Source organism: Chryseobacterium artocarpi, from assembly GCF_001684975.1.
In the GTDB taxonomy this organism is placed as follows: Bacteria; Bacteroidota; Bacteroidia; order Flavobacteriales; family Weeksellaceae; genus Chryseobacterium; species Chryseobacterium artocarpi.
In genome coordinates this window covers 254,531-272,108 of the sequence record NZ_MAYH01000049.1, presented here as the reverse complement: position 1 = coordinate 272,108, position 17,578 = coordinate 254,531, and the positions used below count along the sequence as shown (strand labels likewise).

Below are 17,578 nucleotides of genomic sequence, written 5' to 3'. Positions count from 1 at the left end.
CAAAGATAACAACTTATAACAACACAAAACAAAATTATTTAACATAAATTTCATGGTGAATTCATATTCAACCCTAAACAGCTGGTTTAAAGGTGGAAAAATTTTAAACATATGTTTGAAGGAGTGGTGTTCGAGAGTGGGGAGGGTATGAGAGTTGGGGAATAGGAGGCTTTTAGAAGGATCTGCTATAGATAAATAGAGGAAAATTCGGGATGAAGGACATTATTATATATAGTAAAAGTTGCCTATATAGACAACCTTTATATAATTTTATTTAAAAAAACGAGATTTGATTGATTGGTTCAATCTTTTATAAGTTTTTTTGAAGTGATAAATACAAAAATATTTAAGAGATTTCTTTTATTTCATGGTAAATAGCACTTAAAAACTCTGCAAATGACTTTTCCAAACCTATAACATCTCCAGATTTAAGGTTTAGCCCTCCTACGCCTGAGGTATCTGCTTTAATTTTTGTCGAGGAAATCTGAAAATATAGATTATCATCATCGGTTTTAGGTTGAACTTTCAAAGTGGAGCCTAAAAGTTTCTTGGTTGAAATTGTATAAACTTCTCCAGGAGTTATTTTTAATTTCAAAAAGGATCGGGGCGACAAAGTATAGTCTTTTTGATTGATGCTTATTTTCTGGTTTTTTTCTGAAGAAGCAAATATATACATTGAACCTTCCTTAACTGTTACTTTTTCTTTGGGAGTATAATATAAAGCTATCTTATAATTTGCAGCGTTAAAATCCTGAGGTGAACCGTCAACATTTTCGAATGGCTTTATTGTAAAAGTATTAGCTCCAATTTCTTTTGCCTTTTTATATACTAATGAAAATACGGCTGCATCATCTTTTGAAAATCCCTGAACATCTATCTGTCCTAAATAAATAGCATCTGTGTTTCCATCTGCTTTTTTATATAGAAATTTATCTGAATTATCATTGGTTTTTTCAACCTTAGTCAGATAAACATTCTGGGCATTCCAAAACTGGGCACACAATACGGAAAAGATGATTACTATATTTTTCATACTATTATTATTGTTGTGAAAGAATCTCAACACACTCTTCTAAGCTATTTTCCCAGTGTTTAGGTTCTATTTTATAAGTTTCTTCTATTTTATCCAAAGACATTGTACTTCTCACTGGTCTTTTTGCCGGAGTTGGATATTGCTCAGTAGTGAGTGGATTCAATTTTATTGATGATTTTGAAAACTCCGCAATTTTTTTTGCAAATTCAAACCAAGTAGTTTCCGGATAGTTTGAGAAATGAAATACTCCATAGGTTTTTGTAGGAGATTCAATAATTTCCATAATTGCTTCTGCAAGGTCATTAGCATTTGTAGGCTGACCAAACTGATCTGCTACGATACCCAATTCTTCTTTTTGAGTAAAGAGATTCAACATTGTTTTAACAAAATTCTTATTGAACTCTGAATATAGCCAGGAAGTTCTGAGAATAATGGTTTTTGGATTAATTTCTAAAGCAAGTTCTTCTCCTTTCCTTTTAGATTCTCCATATACACCTATTGGGGCTGTAAAATCATCTTCAGCATATGGAAGATTTGTATTACCGTCAAATACATAATCTGTAGATACGTGAATCAAAACAGATTTGTATTCTACACATGCCTGAGCCAGGTAAGCTACTCCATCTGCATTCACTGCAAAAGCTTTATCTTTTTCTTTTTCTGCTAAATCTACAGCTGTGTATGCCGAAGCATTGATACAATAATCTGGTTTGTTATCATAAAAAAAATCGTTAACCTGTTCTTCGTTTGTTATATCCAGAGTTTGGGAATCTGTAAACAAGAACTCATATTGATTTTCAAAATCGGGAGCTATTTTTCTGATACAGTTTCCTAGCTGTCCATTACTACCGATTACTGCTATTTTTTTCATAAATATTAATTTAAAATTGTAAAAACTCAACAAGAAAACTACTTAAGAGTTTTTTGCATTTTGGATTCTTAAGAATTTAACTCTTGGTTGGAAGTCTTTTTGTTCCAGATCTACATAGAACTTATGGAATGTTTCTTTAATATCTTCTGGATGAACTTCTGATTTTCTTGTTTTAATATTGAAATAAATCACTGTAACCCAAAGTACGGCATGAATTGTTTTTTCGTCTAAACTTTTCATTAAAATTTCAACCTTAGCAGTTCTGTCTTGTATATCAATAGTCTTACTACTGATTACAACCTGGGTATTGTATCTTACTTCCTTCAAATAAGCAATCTCATTCTGAATTGCAATCCAGGTACAACCTGTCTGTTTAGTATATTCTTCGTATGTAAATCCGTAAAATGTTTCTACATGATCTTCTCTGGCATTGAACATATAATCAAGATATTTTACATTGTTCAGATGTCCTATTGGATCACAATCACTAAATCTAACCTTCACTACGGTTGAAACTTCTTTTTCCATTCCGCAAAAATAAAAAAACCGCCTCTAATAGAGGCGGTTGGTTTTATAAATCTTTGTTAATTTGCTGAAATTATTGAATTCCTAATTCTTTCTTAACAGCTGCAGTAGCATCTGCTCCAGCTTTGTAAAGGAATGCTGGTGAATTTGCATCCATTACATATTCGTAACCGTTAGCTTTTGATACTTTTTCAACTGCATCGTTCAATTTCTTTTCAATTGGTCCGAAAGCTACTTCTTGCTTAGCTTGTAGATCTTTTTGAGCTTTATCTTGCATTTGAGCTATTTCTTCCTGAATTTTTTGTAATTCAGCTTCTCTAGCTTTGTTTTCATCTGCTGTTTTCTTAGGAGCTTCTTCACTATATTGCTTTAATTTAGCTTGTCCAGCATCTGCTTTTTTCTTGATTTCAGCTTGCTTTGCATCTAAGAATGTTTTAAGGTCAGCATCTGCTTTTTTCTTTTCAGGCATTGCGTTTAGAACTCCCAATACATCTAAAGTAGCAATTTTTTGAGCTTTTGCCATACCTACAGACACAACCATCATCACTGCTGCAAATAATACACTTAATTTTTTCATAATTGGTAAATAAATAATTTAATTTGTTTTTAGATTTTAAATTTAAGCAAAAGTTAATTTAAAATATTACTTTTTGCTTTTACTAGCTTTTTCTTTTTTATCTGTTCCTTTCAGTAAAATAGCTAATACTTTTTCAGTGTAATCATATTTTCCCTGAAGAAAAATAACACTAATGTTATTGCTTTTATCAAGAACTATGCCCAATCCATTTTTTTCGGACATTGTTTTGATAGCTCCCCAGATCTGATCCTGGAACGGAAGAACAAGATTTGTTCTCAGCTTTGTAATCTCACCATTGGCTCCAAAACGTAAACTGGTAGTTGTTTTGATATTTTTATCAAGGTCTACTACTTCCTTTTCTCTAAGTTTCAGCTGATCACCTATCAATAACACTTTTTCACTTTCGAATGCAGCTTTTTTTCTTTCGTACTCTGACTGTAGATTCTGAAGTTCTGACTGCCAGGTATCAATCTGAGAATTTAATCTCGCTTCTGCTTCTTTATACTGAGGTAATTTATTTAAAATTTCATTAGTATCTACTACTCCAATTTTTTGGGCATTTCCAAACCCGAAAATTAGAAGCAATACAAAAGTGATGGTTATTTTAAAGTTCTTCATAATTATAATTATAATGATTGGTTCATCAAGAAGTGGTTTCTCCATCCGGACGGATTACCTGACATTGTTTTATCAAATCCGTATGCGAAGTCAAATCCAATTAATCCAAATGCTCCCATATAAACTCTTACTCCGACCCCTATTGATCTTTTCAACTGGAAAGGGTTATAATTACTCCAAGAGTTCCAAACGTTACCTCCTTCTGCAAATGTCAATGCATAGATTTTAGCTGTTTGGTTCAAGGAAATTGGATATCTTAACTCTAAAGTAAATCTGTTATAGATTGTACCTCCTCCTTTCTGAGTAATATCTTCACCTTCTCCACCATATGTACTTGCATTCTCATAACCTCTTAAAGGAATCAACTCTCTACCATCATATCTACCACCAAATAATCCTGTACCTCCTACATAGAACCTTTCAAATGGCGGTGCCCCAAGATTTTTGTTGTATCCGTCCATGAATCCCATTTCAGCTGAAGATCTCAATACAAGTTTTCCGATGATTTCGTTATATACATCAGCTTTAAACTTGATCTTATAGAATTCCATCCACTTATATTTATCAACAGGCTTCATTGAAGAGTAGTCTTTGTTACTAAACAATGAATATGGAGGTGTCAACTTAGCAGAAAGTTCAATATTTGAACCCATTGTAGGGAATATTGGGTCAATCCCTGCCGAGTTTCTGCTCAAACCTAGGTTGATACTGAAGTTATTGGCACTTCCATAGTATTCTGTAGCATCACCAAACTGGAATGGATAGTTATTGAAGTCATACTTCTGGAACTGTAATCCCGTGTATAATGAGAAATAGTCATCTGGCCAGTTCAATAGTCTGTTTAGACCTGCTGAAGCGGAGAAGATATTCAATTTCTGTGATCCTCCATACATATCACTATATTTTACTCTGGAGTTATTTAAACTTACTGAAAGGGCTGTTGCTTTTGTACCAAATAGCCAAGGTTCAGTAAATGATACTCCATAGTTTTGGAAGTATTGTCCTGCCTGTACCTGAATAGAGAAAGTCTGCCCATCTCCCTGTGGTACTGGTTTGAAGTCTTTAAATTTAAGGAAGTTTCTTAGTGAGAAGTTATTAAACGTCAAACCTAATGTTCCGATGAAGCTATTTCCACCATAACCGGCCTGAAGCTGGACCTGAGAAGAACCTTTTTCTACTAATTTCCAATTAATATCAACAGTATTATCTGATTGGTTAGGCTGAATATCCTGTCCGATCTGCTGTGGATCAAAGAATGTCATCCCTGCCAAATCAAAATAAGTTCTCTTGATTTCGGTTTTTTTGAATAGTTCTCCCGGTTTTGTTCTTAATGCTCTAAGAATTACATGGTCATGAGTTGTTGTGTTCCCTTGCCATGTTACTTTGTTCCAGGTTGCCTGCTCACCTTCGTTGATTCTGATCTCAAGGTTTACGGCATCTCCTGATACTGATTTTTCAACTGGCGTTACATTTGAGAAAAGGTAACCGTTGTTCATGTATACAGATTTGATATCGGAGTCATCTTCTTTACCTCCGTCTTCTCCAACTTTCTTGTTGAATCCTACTGCGTCGTAAATATCTCCTTTCTTATACCCAAGCAATCTTTGCAGGTAATCTGTAGGGTACACAGTGTTACCGGTAAATGTAATATCACCGATATAGTATTTTTTACCTTCGTTAAGCTTTACGTTGATCTCGTAGTTCTTATTTTTATTTCTCCATACTGAGTCTGAAACGATTTTTGCATCTCTGTACCCTAAAGAGTTATAATAATTGATCAAATTCTGCTTATCTTCCTGATATTTATCTTCAATGAATTTGGAAGATTTCAAGATACCGCCGATACCAAAACGTTTTTGTTTTGTTTCTTTGAAAGCTTTATTTCTAAGCTTTCTATCGGTAACGCTTTCATTTCCTTCAAATTCGATATGATCGATTTTAATTTTTTTGCCTTTTTCTACATTGATTGTCCAATCAACCAAAGCTGGATCACCGGCATTTACTTTATCCTCGATAGTAATTTTAGCATCAGCAAAACCTTTCTTAATATAATCCTTTGGAATATTAGTTTTAAGGCTTGAAACTAAGTTTTGAGTAATTTTAGTTCCTGGCTTCAGATTATTGTCTTTAGCTAATTTTTCGCTTTTGGATTTACCAATACCTTTTCCCTTGAATTTCACTTCTCCAAGTTCTTTCAGGTCCTGAAGATAGAATTTAAGAACAACAGTTTGTCCTTCAATACTTTCCACGTAAACTTCCACTTCAGAAAAAGATTGGGTATCCCAAAGTTTTTTTACAGCATTGCTGATTTTCTGTCCTGGAATGTCTACAACTTCTCCTTTAGCTAAGCCTGTAAATCTTAAGATCTGAGCTGGTGTATATTTTTTTACCCCATCTACAACGATGTCTTTAAGTGTGTAAGTGCCTACCTCATTTTCTGCGTGTACAGCACTATTTACTTTTGTGCTGTCCTGTGGAGTTACTTGTCCATAAAAATGTGCAGAAGCAGCAAACATAATGATGGGTAATAGTCTAAACTTCATTTTATCGAGTCTTTCTTTTCTTTTAAATTTATTGGCCTTGTATCTGCTCTCCGGTTAATCCGTATCTTCTTTCCTTGTTTTGATAATCTACAATACACTGGAAGAAAATATCTTTGGTGAAATCCGGCCATAGAACATTTAAAAACTGTAATTCAGCGTAAGCGATCTGCCAAAGCAGGAAGTTGCTTATTCTTATTTCGCCGCTCGTTCTTATCAGTAAATCTACAGGAGGAAAATCTTTGGTATAAAGATAGTTTTCGAATAGTTTTTCATCAATATTCTCTACTTCTACCTTTCCTTCTTTTACGTCAGAACTAATATTTTTAACGGCTTCCAGTATTTCGTTTTGTGAACCGTAGCTTATAGCCAATACCAGGTTACCTTTTGTGTTTTCTTTTGTAAGGTCTACCACACGTTGTAACTGCTCTTTTACTAAAGTTGGCAGTTTATCCAAATTTCCTATTACATGCATTCTCAATCCTTTGCTAAAGATCTCTTCTGCTTCCAGCAGTAAGGTTTCCACAAGCAAATTCATGAGCGTGTTTACTTCTTCAGTCGGACGGCTCCAGTTTTCTGAAGAAAATGTATAAAGTGTTAGGTACGGGATATCAATCTCGTTACATGCATTAATTGCATTTCTTACAGCATTAATGGCATTTTTGTGACCGAAGGTTCTTTCTTCGCCACGAGATTTTGCCCATCTCCCATTGCCATCCATAATGATGGCTACGTGTTTCGGTAAATTCTCAGAATTTATTTTATCTTTAATCAACGACATATTAATCACAATAACATGGAGGTCTTCCAAACGAGAATGTCAATCCAAGGCTGAATGTATTCATCCAATCTTTGGATTTTTCATCTCCAATATTTCTCTTTTTAATAAACTCTTCTTCTCTTTCCTTAGCAACTGCATAATAGTTTCCGGACTGTAATAATGATCCTCCTGTAGCAGGGTCTAAAATATCTGCATTAAAGGATGATTTTACATCACTGGAAAGAATATGACTATGATCAAGCTGATCTGTCAATGTATATCTAAATGTTGCTTCTGCAAATATAGCCCAAGTATGGTTAAATTTATACTTTAAACCTACACCAAAAGGGATATGCATAGTAACTTTTTTTCCTAATGAGTATTCTGTGCTGGTTTTGAAGTCCATTTCATTGATTGGAGCTAATGCCACACCATCTGCATCTCTTCTAAAATCATTCGTAAGTGTAGCTTTAGGAGCATCAAACATCAATGCACCTACTCCCCCAAAAATATATGGGCTTACCATGCTTACCTGTTCATTATTTACAGGGAAAAAGTTATATTCAAACATTAAACTCGCCTCATACACGTTATTTTTACCGTATGAGTTTCTATTTCTTCTATATTCTTCTTTTGCAGCTTTATCGCTAAACTGAATTTGGTTATATCCTAAATCCAATCTAACAGTCTGATGGGGGTTAAAATTAAATCTGTATAAAATTCCACCATAAAACGGGATCCCCCAATCCGACATTCTATCTAAATCCAACGGCTTTTGTAAAATATAATTTGTCCTCCCTACATCACCCACTAGGTTACTCATACCTAGACGAACCCCCAATTCGTTTCTTTGTGCTTTAACACTTACCACTCCAAGGAAGGCAAGGAAGCTAAACAATAATTTTTTATTCATAAAAGAATATGGATTTATGGTTATTTTAAAATTTAATTTTTGCAAATATAAAACATTTTTATATTAATGATAATCTTAATGTTTAGTTAAAAATAAACAAAAAAACATAATTTGTTATAAAGTAAACGGCAAAGTGGCAAAAATATTCTTTTTTCCATAGAATGAAAATAAATAAAGTATGAAAAAACCCCCATCGAATGAGGGTTTGAGACTCTATTTTTTATTAAACATTCGTTGCATCCTGTTTCGTACTCTGATTAACAGAGGTTCTTTATAGTTTTTATCTTCATCAAAATAGCCATAGCCATAGCCATATCCGTAACCATATCCGTAGCCATATCCCTGTTTCGTATTATAATCATTATATATAAGTCCTAAATGATTGATCTCATCGTTATGATATTTTTCTGTAATCATTTTCAGCATATATTTTTCTGTGTATTCATGACGAACTACATAAATATTTGCATCTGAATATTTCATTAATTCATAAGCATCTGCTACAAGTCCTACAGGTGGGGAATCTATAATAATGAAATCATATATTTCTTTCAATTCTTCTAAGAATTTAATATTCCTCTTACTCATTAAAAGTTCAGACGGATTCGGAGGAATAGGTCCTGAGGTTGCAACATCAAGATTAGGAATTTTTGTTTTGTTGATAATTTGATCAATACCTACTTCTCCTGTAAGGTAGTTTGATATACCCAATTTATTATCAATCTTAAAGTCTCCGAAAATCTTTGGTTTTCTAAGGTCCATTCCTAAAAGGATTGTTTTTTTATCACTTAGTCCCAATACAGAAGCTAAGTTGATAGAAATATAAGTTTTTCCTTCTCCTCCAATGGAAGATGTTACCAAGATGATCTTACCTTTTCCATCATTGTTATCCATCAAGAATCTTACACTTGCTCTTATTCCTCTAAATGCTTCGGAGACGGATGACTTTGGTTGTTCTAAAACAGTAAGCATATTTTCATTGGTATTGTTACCAATTACTCCAAGAAGTGGAATTTTTGTTGCGCTTAATAATTCTTTAATATTTCGGATCTTATTATCAAGTAATGCACCTATCAGAATAAAGATTACAGGAAGTAATAACATGAACAATATGATCCCTGTTTTTGCCATTTTAATATTTGGGCTGATAGGACCTTGTCCTAAATTTTTGGCAGGGTCAATTACTGTAATATCCGACTGGTTTGTAGCAACTTTTATCTGTGTTTCATTCTGTCTTCCTAAAAGGCTGTTATAAGTAGCCTCAATCATATTATAACCTCTTTCTGCATCCAGATACCTTCTTTCTTTTTCAGGATATGAAGAAAGATCTGAATTGGCTTCAGCAACTTGCTTATCTAACTTGTTGATCTCATCATAATATCTTGTATAATAACTATTTAAACTACTATACGATCCTGTTTTCGCTTCATTGATTAATCTATTTATTTCCTTCATTGGCTCTGAAGTAGGTTTATAGATCAATGCCATTTCTGCTTTTTTGGTATACAATGCTTTAAGTTCGGTAACGGTAGCTGAGAACATACCGTCTTCGAAACCTGCTGCATTGGTTGCGATCATTTTATCAAAATTTTGAGACTGTAGTGTATTCTTGATATTATTCAGAGAGCTGATTTTACTTACAATATCTGCTTTCTTCGCTTCAAGCTCCTTTATTTTTTCCAGAGATTTTTCATCTCTATCTTTAATGTTATAAAGTTTTTCTGATGTTTTCAGATAGTTAAGTACATTCGCACTTGAGTCTAGTTTTGCACGAATTTTTTCCAGATTTCCTTTGAGATAAACCTCTGTATTTTTATCTACGGTATTTCTATCAGCTAGTCTTTTCTTCTGTAATTCTTCTACTGATGTATTCAGGAAGTTTACAGTACTGTTCAGATTATATCCTTTTTTGGTAATAATCATAATTGTACTGATCTCTTTGTCAAAATTAACATTAATCGTAGAAACGATATCATTAACACTCTGATTGATTGCCGCCAGATTTACTATAATATTACTCTGCTGAATTTTTGGAGTAACAGGATTTTTTACAAGCTTAAATCTAAGATTAGGAGAATTATACCATTCATTTACTCTTATAATCTTATTAGCAGGTCTTGCATAGGCATTAATTGTCTGAAAGCCTTCCGACTCGTAGCTATATAGATTTGTAGACTGTCCTTCTTCTGGTAGGCTTACTTCAAAAGAACCATCTCCTTTTGGTAATAAAGTGATTGGATAATTAATCTGTTGAAGGTGCTTTTTATCTATTTCTAAAAAAACAGGAGAATCTGTCTTATCTAAATAAGTAGACTTTATCAGTCCTTTAGTGGAATAATTAACAAAAAGGTCCAGATTTTTAACCAAAAACTCATTATGAGATCTTGAGAAAAGCATTTTCTTTAAATATACTCCATCCTGATTTCCTCCTTGTCCCCAAATGAAGTTGATAGATTGATTAGGAGTAAAGTAACTGGATGTATTATTGGATATACTTAAAGAAAGATCTGAAGCGTATACGTTCTGTGCATAGTACTTACTGTATACCCAAGATATGACGTACCCAACAAGAAACATAAAAACAAACCAATACCAGTTTTTGAATATTCTTCTTAAAAAATGTTCAATATCAAACATTGCAAAAGTCCCGTACTTTTCCTTCGGGGCCTCTGCTTTTCCTACTTGTGTATCTTTTCCTGGAATCATAAGGATTAAAGTCTTTGTAGGATTGTATATAATGTTAATGCTGTTGTAATAGCTGTCACCCCAGTAAGTAACGTCTGGATAGGATCTTTACCGAATCCGTTCAAGCTTTTTCTTCTGGTATTAAGATAGATTTCGTCTCCGTTCTGTACATAGTAAAAAGGAGAATTCATCAGATCTTCACGGGTAAGGTCTATTTTAGCAATTTTGATTCCTTCCGGAAGCTTTCTGTGAATTACGATTTCTTTTTTGTCCACAGTTCTGTTTAAACCTCCATTAATGGCCAAAGCTTCTGTGATGGTAAGGGTATTTTTGTGAACTACTTTCTCTCCTGAAAGTCCTGTACTTTCAACATCGCCAAGGATATAATAAGTAATACCATCTGTATTTAGCCTTACTTCTGATTTACCTTCCTGGAAGTTTTCGTTTACTTTAACCTGTATTTCTTTTGTAATATCATCCAACGTTCTGCCTTCCGCTTTTACATAGCCTACTCCAAAAACATTGATATCTCCGTTACCATCAACTTTTAATCCGTTAAAATAAAAATTGATATTACCTCCAAAGCTTGAGCCACCATTACTCCCGGTTCTTCCTCCTGTCATTGCAGAATTCATAGAAGTTCCACCTACTCCACCTGAAGTGTTGTAACTGGAATAAAATTGTGCGGCATCTCCTTTGGGAGTTGTAACAATATTAAGGTTAAGGATATCATTTTTTGTAATCCTGTAGATAGGGATATTGTAGGGAACAAGACCCTCTTCGTTGATCACAAGACTCTCACTTGGTTGTAAATACCTTACATCCTTTGTCGTGATGCACGAGATAACCAAAAAGGGTAATATTAAAAATAAATACTTAAAGTTCTTCATCATATTTGAATATTGTTTACAAAAGTAATATTTAATTGTTAATTTTTGTTATTTCTTAATTTATATATCAAATCCGGTAAATAAGCTCCTAAAAAGCCTAATGAAATAATGATCAGCAACAACAGATTTATATTAGTATGTCTCAGATAATAAGCAATTCCTACAATCATTAAATAGTAAATAATGATATAAAAGGATGATCTTCTATGAGTAAGATTTAGCTTAAGCAGTTTATGATGTATATGGTTTTTATCAGCATCAAAGGGAGATTTTTTATTATAAAGCCTTACAAAAATCACATTTAATGTATCTACAATAGGCAGAATAAGAATTGCGACCGCTACCACTGGCGCAGACTGCAGATGATATCTTGGTACGTCAATAAGTTTTTTATCTATAAAGATATCAATAAAACAAATAGATGTAAATGCTAGCAAGAATCCCAGCAACATAGATCCAGTATCTCCCATAAAAACCTTATTGGTTCTGTAATGTGAGAGATTGTAATATAAAAAGGCAAGAACCGTCCCTATAATAACGACAGACAGCACTACCAATGGATAATTATATTCACCCAATCTGTAATAACTGATTCCGAACAATGCACTGCAAATTACGGAGTATCCACCTGCCAAACCATCAATTCCATCAATCAGGTTAAAAGCATTGATCAGAATAATAAAGGTAATAATGCTAAATAATACACTTACGAGATAACTAAGCTCATATACTCCGAATATCCCAAACAAACTTCTGATCCTGATATCCGAACCTATAACAACTAATGATGATACAATAATCTGAGCAACCAGTTTTTTATACGCCCGCATTACCACAATATCATCCATTACCCCTACATAGAGAAGGATAATAAGTGACGCAAACAAAAATTTATAGAGATCAAATAGCTCATAAGCAAAAATGGATGCACAAATCCCAATGGAATAAAAAATGGCAATTCCTCCAAGATTAGGAATTTTTCTAAGATGTGAACTTCTTATACCAGGTTCATCCATAAGATTTTTCCTTCTGGAAATCTTTACAATGGTAGGTATGGAAAAAAATGTAATTAAAAAGGAGAATACGAAACCTAATCCTATTTTTACATAGAAAATAGGTATCCCCGATCCGCTTAAGAACAATTCAAAATTTTTCATTCTTTTTCTTATCCCGTACTCATGTTACTCCCATTCAAACGGATGATGCTTAAGTATTACAATACATCATCTCTTCTAATGTTCGAAACAATAGTACTCTCATTTGTGTTTATATTAATTTTCTTATCAACTTTTTCTGTCCTGCAAAAAACAACAGATAAAAAATCTTTTTCTTCACTGGCAAAGATAAAAGATAATTCTTACCAAAACGATTATAGTTCAATATATCTTGAATTTTTATTCCTCTCTCTCTTATGAAAATAGACAGCTTATCAGCCATTCTGTAAAACGTGTCTTCATCTTTTACAAATGCGAGATAAGCCATAAAGGAATAAACACCTTCAAAAATCTGAAAATTTTTTAATTCCTTTATTTTATGAGAATACATTGATTCTTTAAATATATACTCCACATCATGTACAGCTTTCAGTATATCCAAACCTTTCTCCGTATGAGTTTTTGTAATAGAATCAGTACGCTCTAAGTATTGATAATGAAAACTTTGAGTCTGTACAATGATATCACAGTCTAATAAAAGCTGTGGTATCAATTGAATGTCCTCAAAATGAGCTCCTTTTTTAAACCTTTTCTGTTGGAAAAGTTCTCTTTTAAATAATTTATTACATGCAAAATAGCTAAGATCTGAAAACACCGAGAAGTTATTCTCAAGTTCTATTTTTTCCGGCATATTGGGAATCTGTGTCAGCTTTTGGGTTATATTTCCGTTTTGATCCACTTTCTGAATATTACAGATAACCATTTTAGCCTGATGCTTTTCTGCCAGAAAAAGCATTTCTTCAAACATATTTTTAGTGACATAATCATCACTGTCTACAAAACCGATATAATCTCCCGTAACCCTTTCCAAGCCATAATTTCGGGCATCACTTAGCCCACCATTTTCCTTTGTAAAGGATTTTATTTTTTCGGGATATTTCAGTGCGTAATCTTCGATGATGTCCCAAGACTTGTCTTTACTTCCATCGTTCACCACAATGATTTCAATGTTCTGATAGCTTTGATTCAATAAAGAGTCAAGGCATTTTGTCAAATAATTTTCGACATTATAAACGGGAACAATGATGGAAACTTTTGAGGGAACGTTTGTCATACATTAAAATTTCGTCAGTCTTGTATTCAGCAAGCCTTTTTTAGCATCATCAAAATCTTTTCTGGAACACGGAAGGCAGTTTTCTATATTTTCATCATCACCAAAATACCACAAATTACTGAATGTATCACGCTTAAAAGCAAATTGTCTGTCGTCTATTAAAACATAAAACAGTTCATGTTGCCTTTCTTTCGGATGTGATCTCTGGATATTGATTCCTTCGATCAAATACCATAGCATTTGCGCTAAAAGCTGATGATTGAGTTGATTTTCAGAATAAATATTATAATTAAAGATCCCTACAGATTTAAGGTTTTCACTCAAGCCAATCTCTTTCATATAAGCACATACTTCTCTTCTGTTTAATCCGTTTACCTGAGGATTCATTGAAAAAGGCTCACTAAAGCTTTCTATAGCATCACAATTTACAGTTACAAGATCTGCTTTTCTGAAAAAAGGCTCTGTTCTTTCTGTAGAATTCATCATTTCTGCAAGGCGAACAATATCAAATTCTACTTCTTTGATCAGCCTTACGGAATCCATTTCATTCAAATGCTTTTGATAGCCTAAATGGTGATAATTTTTAATGGAAAAATTCTTGGAACCAAAAATTTTACCTAGGAAAGTGTGTTCATTGATTTCTTCTCCTTGTTTAAGGGAGATAATATTACTGATTTGGGTATAATTAAGGCTTTTTTTATGGAAATTTAAAGTCGAGAATAATGAAAATGCAAAATCATTAGAGCCGCCGATAATCACCGGAAGAGCCCTTTTATAATGACACGCAGATAAAACTTCCTGCAAAATATAATGAGTATCCTGTACAGATTTCCCTGAAACCAGATCGCCCAGATCTACTATAGGAATTTCAAAATCAAGTTGTGAAAGTCTGTAAAACTCTTTTCTTACCGCTGTAAAGTCCTGTACCTCTGCATCACCACCTACTCCTCTGTAATCTGACACAAACAAAAGAACAATACTGTCTTCTTTTATATTTTTTGTGATCCGATTTCCAATCTGCCAGCTTTCTGTTTTGAAATTTCTTGGTGAAATGATAAAGTCCTCAAAATCCATATTTAAATAAAAATTCTAATAATTTATTAATTGCTTGATATAACAAACATACAAAAAAACACCGCAACTGACTATGTTGTGAAACTTTTTATTCATAAAAAAGCCGTTTACAATTTGTAAACGGCTTGGTATATTTTGTACACTAATGTAAAATTATTTCTTTTTCGCAGCAGGTTTCTTTGCTGTTGTCGTTTTTTTAGCAGTAGTGGTCTTTTTTGCTGCTGTTTTTTTCTTTTCTGCGAAAGCATTTTTATCCTGATCAGTGATCCATTTTTTAACCTCATCAAGAGAAATTTCTTTTAATTCTTCTCCGTCATATTTGGTATCATCACTTTTCTTTGGAATTTTGAACATTGCTTTTCCGAATTTGATAAAAGGTCCCCATCTTCCGTTTTCAATGGAAATTTTTTCTTTTTCCCACTGCTGAATATATCTATTAGCTTCTTTTTCAAGTTTAGCATCGATCAATTCGTCAATATCGCTTTGAGAAAGGTTATCAAAGTTGTATTTCTTAGGAACATTTACAAAAATATCTTTATACTTGATAAACGGACCGAATCTTCCGGTTCCTTTTGTTACAGGTTCTCCTTTATAAGTTGCAATAGGTGCATCTGCTTTTTTCTTTTCGCTGATGATTTCTTCGGCACGATTCTGATTTACAGAAAGCGGATCTTCACCTTTCGGGATACTGATGTATGTTTCTCCCCATTTCACATAAGGACCGAATCTACCAACACCTACGGAAACCGGCTGACCATCCACTTCATTTAAATCGAAAGGCAATCTGAATAATTCCAGCGCTTCTTCGAAAGTAATGGTTGCAATATTCTGTCCAGCCATTAGAGATGCAAAGATTGGTTTTTCTTCATCATCTGTTTCTCCAATCTGGATCATTGCTCCAAATCTACCGATTCTTGCATGTACATTTTTACCAGTTTTCGGATCTACTCCTAAAAGTCTGTCACCTGTAGCACGATCTGCATTTTCTTCTACATCTTCAATTCTCGGGTGGAATTTCGAATAGAAATCAGTCATCATTTCTTTCCATTTCTGATCACCGTTTGCAATTTCGTCAAATCCTTCTTCAACTCTTGCCGTGAAGCCATAGTCCAGAATTTCTTTGAAATTATCTGTTAAGAAGTCGTTTACAACTTCTCCTATATCTGTAGGAATGAATTTATTTTTATCACCTCCGAATTTTTCGTCAAGAACAACTTTTTTGATCTTATCTTTTACCAAAGACATTTTGATCACTTCGCGGGTTTGTGGTTCGATCTCACGTTTATCTACATATTCTCTATTCTGAATAGTCTGAATGGTAGGAGCGTAAGTAGATGGTCTACCAATCCCTAGCTCTTCCAGTTTTCTTACCAGCCCGGCTTCAGTATATCTTGCACTTGGTCTTGTGAATTTTTCTGTTGCGGTAATTGTTTTATAGCTTAGAATTTCTCCTACATTTACTTTTGGCAACAATTTGTCATTGTTTTCCTCATCATCTTCTTCTGTCTTTACAATTCCGTAAGCTTTTAAGAAACCATCAAATATGATTACTTCTCCCTGTGCTTCAAAATGATGCGGCAGAGAGGAGTTTCCAATTTCAATTACAGTTTTTTCAATTTTAGCATTTGCCATCTGAGAGGCAAGTGTTCTTCTGTAGATTAATTGGTACAATTTATTTAATTGTGCATCTCCAATGCTTTTCACACCAAAATCTGTAGGACGGATAGCTTCGTGAGCTTCCTGTGCAGATGCTGATTTTGTAGTATAGTTTCTAGGAGAAGAATATTCTGCTCCGTATTCTGAGATAATTTGTTTTTTTGCTCCTTCAATAGCTTCCTGAGAAAGGTTTACCGAGTCTGTTCTCATATAGGTAATAAATCCTTCTTCATATAGTCTCTGCGCCAGACGCATGGTATTGGTCACATTATATCCTAATCTTGAAGAAGCTTCCTGCTGCAATGTAGATGTTGTAAAAGGGGCAGATGCAGAACGTGTTCCCGGCTTTGTTTCAACATTCAGAACTTTAAATTCTGTGGTTTTTGCCTGTTCAAGGAATTTTTCTGCGTCTTCTTCTTTTTCAAAGTCTTTTTTAAGCTTTGCAGCAATTTCCTGCTCGGTCTTATTTAAGAAAATACCGTCTAGTTTAAAACTTGCTTTTGGTTTAAATTCACGGATTTCTTTTTCTCTTTCAACGATTAGTCTTACTGCCACAGATTGTACTCTTCCGGCAGATAATCCCGGTTTTACTTTTTTCCATAAAACGGGAGACATTTCGAAACCTACGATTCTGTCCAGCACTCTTCTTGCCTGCTGTGCATTTACAAGGTTTTGGTCTATATCTCTAGGATTTTCAATTGCTTTTAGAATGGCATTTTTAGTAATCTCGTGGAAAACAATTCTTTTTCTGTTTTCCGGTTTCAGCTTCAATTCGTCTGCCAGATGCCATGCAATAGCTTCTCCTTCGCGGTCCTCATCGGAAGCGAGCCATACCATATCAGCTTTCTTTACGGCAGCCTTTAATTCTGTTACCAATTTCTTTTTATCTGCTGAAACTTCGTAATCTGGGCTAAAGGTAGCAAGGTCTATCCCCATTCCCTTTTTAGGCAAATCCCGGATGTGACCGAAACTGGATTTCACTTCAAAATCCTTACCTAAATATTTCTGAATAGTTTTTGCTTTTGCCGGGGACTCAACGATTACTAAATTTTTCGACATTCTAAAAATTTTTTGCAAAAGTAAAGCTTTTTTATTATATACTTTTTGTTCTGTAAGTTTAATTTGATTATTCAACCCCTTCCTACATATTCATACAGCCCCTTTTTAA

General features: G+C 33.8%; 14 protein-coding genes. All 14 read right to left on the bottom strand.

Annotated features, from left to right (window positions below):
- Positions 1–346 precede the first annotated feature (346 nt).
- Positions 347–1,033 (bottom strand): hypothetical protein, encoded by a 687-nt coding sequence (locus BBI01_RS20520; protein WP_065396504.1) that lies wholly within the window; start codon positions 1,031–1,033, stop codon positions 347–349.
- Positions 1,034–1,040: 7 nt separating this feature from the next.
- Positions 1,041–1,904 (bottom strand): dTDP-4-dehydrorhamnose reductase, encoded by an 864-nt coding sequence (rfbD, locus tag BBI01_RS20515; RefSeq protein WP_065396503.1) that lies wholly within the window; start codon positions 1,902–1,904, stop codon positions 1,041–1,043.
- A 42-nt stretch (positions 1,905–1,946) separates the two neighbouring features.
- On the bottom strand, positions 1,947–2,432 hold the full coding sequence (locus tag BBI01_RS20510; protein WP_065396502.1) for an acyl-CoA thioesterase: 486 nt from the start codon (positions 2,430–2,432) through the stop codon (positions 1,947–1,949).
- Between the two features lie 70 nt (positions 2,433–2,502).
- On the bottom strand, positions 2,503–3,006 hold the full coding sequence (locus BBI01_RS20505) for an OmpH/Skp family outer membrane protein (protein ID WP_065396501.1): 504 nt from the start codon (positions 3,004–3,006) through the stop codon (positions 2,503–2,505).
- 66 nt (positions 3,007–3,072) lie between these two features.
- Positions 3,073–3,624 carry an OmpH/Skp family outer membrane protein gene (locus BBI01_RS20500; RefSeq protein ID WP_065396523.1) on the bottom strand — a complete coding sequence of 184 codons (552 nt, stop codon included), beginning with the start codon at positions 3,622–3,624 and terminating at the stop codon, positions 3,073–3,075.
- An 8-nt stretch (positions 3,625–3,632) separates the two neighbouring features.
- A complete protein-coding gene (gene bamA / locus BBI01_RS20495; RefSeq protein WP_065396500.1) occupies positions 3,633–6,167 on the bottom strand; it encodes an outer membrane protein assembly factor BamA in 2,535 nt (844 codons plus the stop codon).
- Positions 6,168–6,195: 28 nt separating this feature from the next.
- The gene (gene uppS, locus BBI01_RS20490) at positions 6,196–6,945 is read right to left on the bottom strand and encodes an undecaprenyl pyrophosphate synthase (RefSeq protein ID WP_065396499.1); all 750 of its coding nucleotides are present in this window, start codon (positions 6,943–6,945) and stop codon (positions 6,196–6,198) included.
- Between the two features lies 1 nt (position 6,946).
- Entirely contained in the window at positions 6,947–7,837 is an 891-nt protein-coding gene (gene porG / locus BBI01_RS20485) for a type IX secretion system protein PorG (protein ID WP_065396498.1), read from the bottom strand.
- Positions 7,838–8,050: 213 nt separating this feature from the next.
- Complete coding sequence (locus tag BBI01_RS20480) at positions 8,051–10,543, bottom strand: exopolysaccharide transport family protein (RefSeq protein WP_065396497.1); 2,493 nt, start codon at positions 10,541–10,543, stop codon at positions 8,051–8,053.
- Positions 10,544–10,548: 5 nt separating this feature from the next.
- Complete coding sequence (locus BBI01_RS20475; protein ID WP_083190177.1) at positions 10,549–11,415, bottom strand: polysaccharide biosynthesis/export family protein; 867 nt, start codon at positions 11,413–11,415, stop codon at positions 10,549–10,551.
- A 35-nt stretch (positions 11,416–11,450) separates the two neighbouring features.
- The gene (locus BBI01_RS20470; protein ID WP_065396495.1) at positions 11,451–12,569 is read right to left on the bottom strand and encodes a glycosyltransferase family 4 protein; all 1,119 of its coding nucleotides are present in this window, start codon (positions 12,567–12,569) and stop codon (positions 11,451–11,453) included.
- A 109-nt stretch (positions 12,570–12,678) separates the two neighbouring features.
- Positions 12,679–13,680, bottom strand: a complete 1,002-nt coding sequence (locus tag BBI01_RS20465) for a glycosyltransferase family 2 protein (protein ID WP_083190176.1) — start codon at positions 13,678–13,680, stop codon at positions 12,679–12,681.
- Between the two features lie 3 nt (positions 13,681–13,683).
- Positions 13,684–14,754 carry a formimidoylglutamase gene (locus BBI01_RS20460; protein ID WP_065396494.1) on the bottom strand — a complete coding sequence of 357 codons (1,071 nt, stop codon included), beginning with the start codon at positions 14,752–14,754 and terminating at the stop codon, positions 13,684–13,686.
- Positions 14,755–14,907: 153 nt separating this feature from the next.
- The gene (gene topA, locus BBI01_RS20455; protein WP_065396493.1) at positions 14,908–17,469 is read right to left on the bottom strand and encodes a type I DNA topoisomerase; all 2,562 of its coding nucleotides are present in this window, start codon (positions 17,467–17,469) and stop codon (positions 14,908–14,910) included.
- Positions 17,470–17,578 lie beyond the last annotated feature (109 nt).

Coding starts and splice junctions, on each gene's coding strand:
- BBI01_RS20480 (WP_065396497.1), bottom strand. CDS start 10,543: ATGATTCCAGGAAAAGATACACAAGTAGGAAAAGCAGAGGCCCCGAAG.
- BBI01_RS20520 (WP_065396504.1), bottom strand. CDS start 1,033: ATGAAAAATATAGTAATCATCTTTTCCGTATTGTGTGCCCAGTTTTGG.
- bamA (WP_065396500.1), bottom strand. CDS start 6,167: ATGAAGTTTAGACTATTACCCATCATTATGTTTGCTGCTTCTGCACAT.
- BBI01_RS20475 (WP_083190177.1), bottom strand. CDS start 11,415: ATGATGAAGAACTTTAAGTATTTATTTTTAATATTACCCTTTTTGGTT.
- BBI01_RS20470 (WP_065396495.1), bottom strand. CDS start 12,569: ATGAAAAATTTTGAATTGTTCTTAAGCGGATCGGGGATACCTATTTTC.
- BBI01_RS20500 (WP_065396523.1), bottom strand. CDS start 3,624: ATGAAGAACTTTAAAATAACCATCACTTTTGTATTGCTTCTAATTTTC.
- BBI01_RS20465 (WP_083190176.1), bottom strand. CDS start 13,680: ATGACAAACGTTCCCTCAAAAGTTTCCATCATTGTTCCCGTTTATAAT.
- BBI01_RS20460 (WP_065396494.1), bottom strand. CDS start 14,754: ATGGATTTTGAGGACTTTATCATTTCACCAAGAAATTTCAAAACAGAA.
- uppS (WP_065396499.1), bottom strand. CDS start 6,945: ATGTCGTTGATTAAAGATAAAATAAATTCTGAGAATTTACCGAAACAC.
- porG (WP_065396498.1), bottom strand. CDS start 7,837: ATGAATAAAAAATTATTGTTTAGCTTCCTTGCCTTCCTTGGAGTGGTA.
- topA (WP_065396493.1), bottom strand. CDS start 17,469: ATGTCGAAAAATTTAGTAATCGTTGAGTCCCCGGCAAAAGCAAAAACT.
- rfbD (WP_065396503.1), bottom strand. CDS start 1,904: ATGAAAAAAATAGCAGTAATCGGTAGTAATGGACAGCTAGGAAACTGT.
- BBI01_RS20505 (WP_065396501.1), bottom strand. CDS start 3,006: ATGAAAAAATTAAGTGTATTATTTGCAGCAGTGATGATGGTTGTGTCT.
- BBI01_RS20510 (WP_065396502.1), bottom strand. CDS start 2,432: ATGGAAAAAGAAGTTTCAACCGTAGTGAAGGTTAGATTTAGTGATTGT.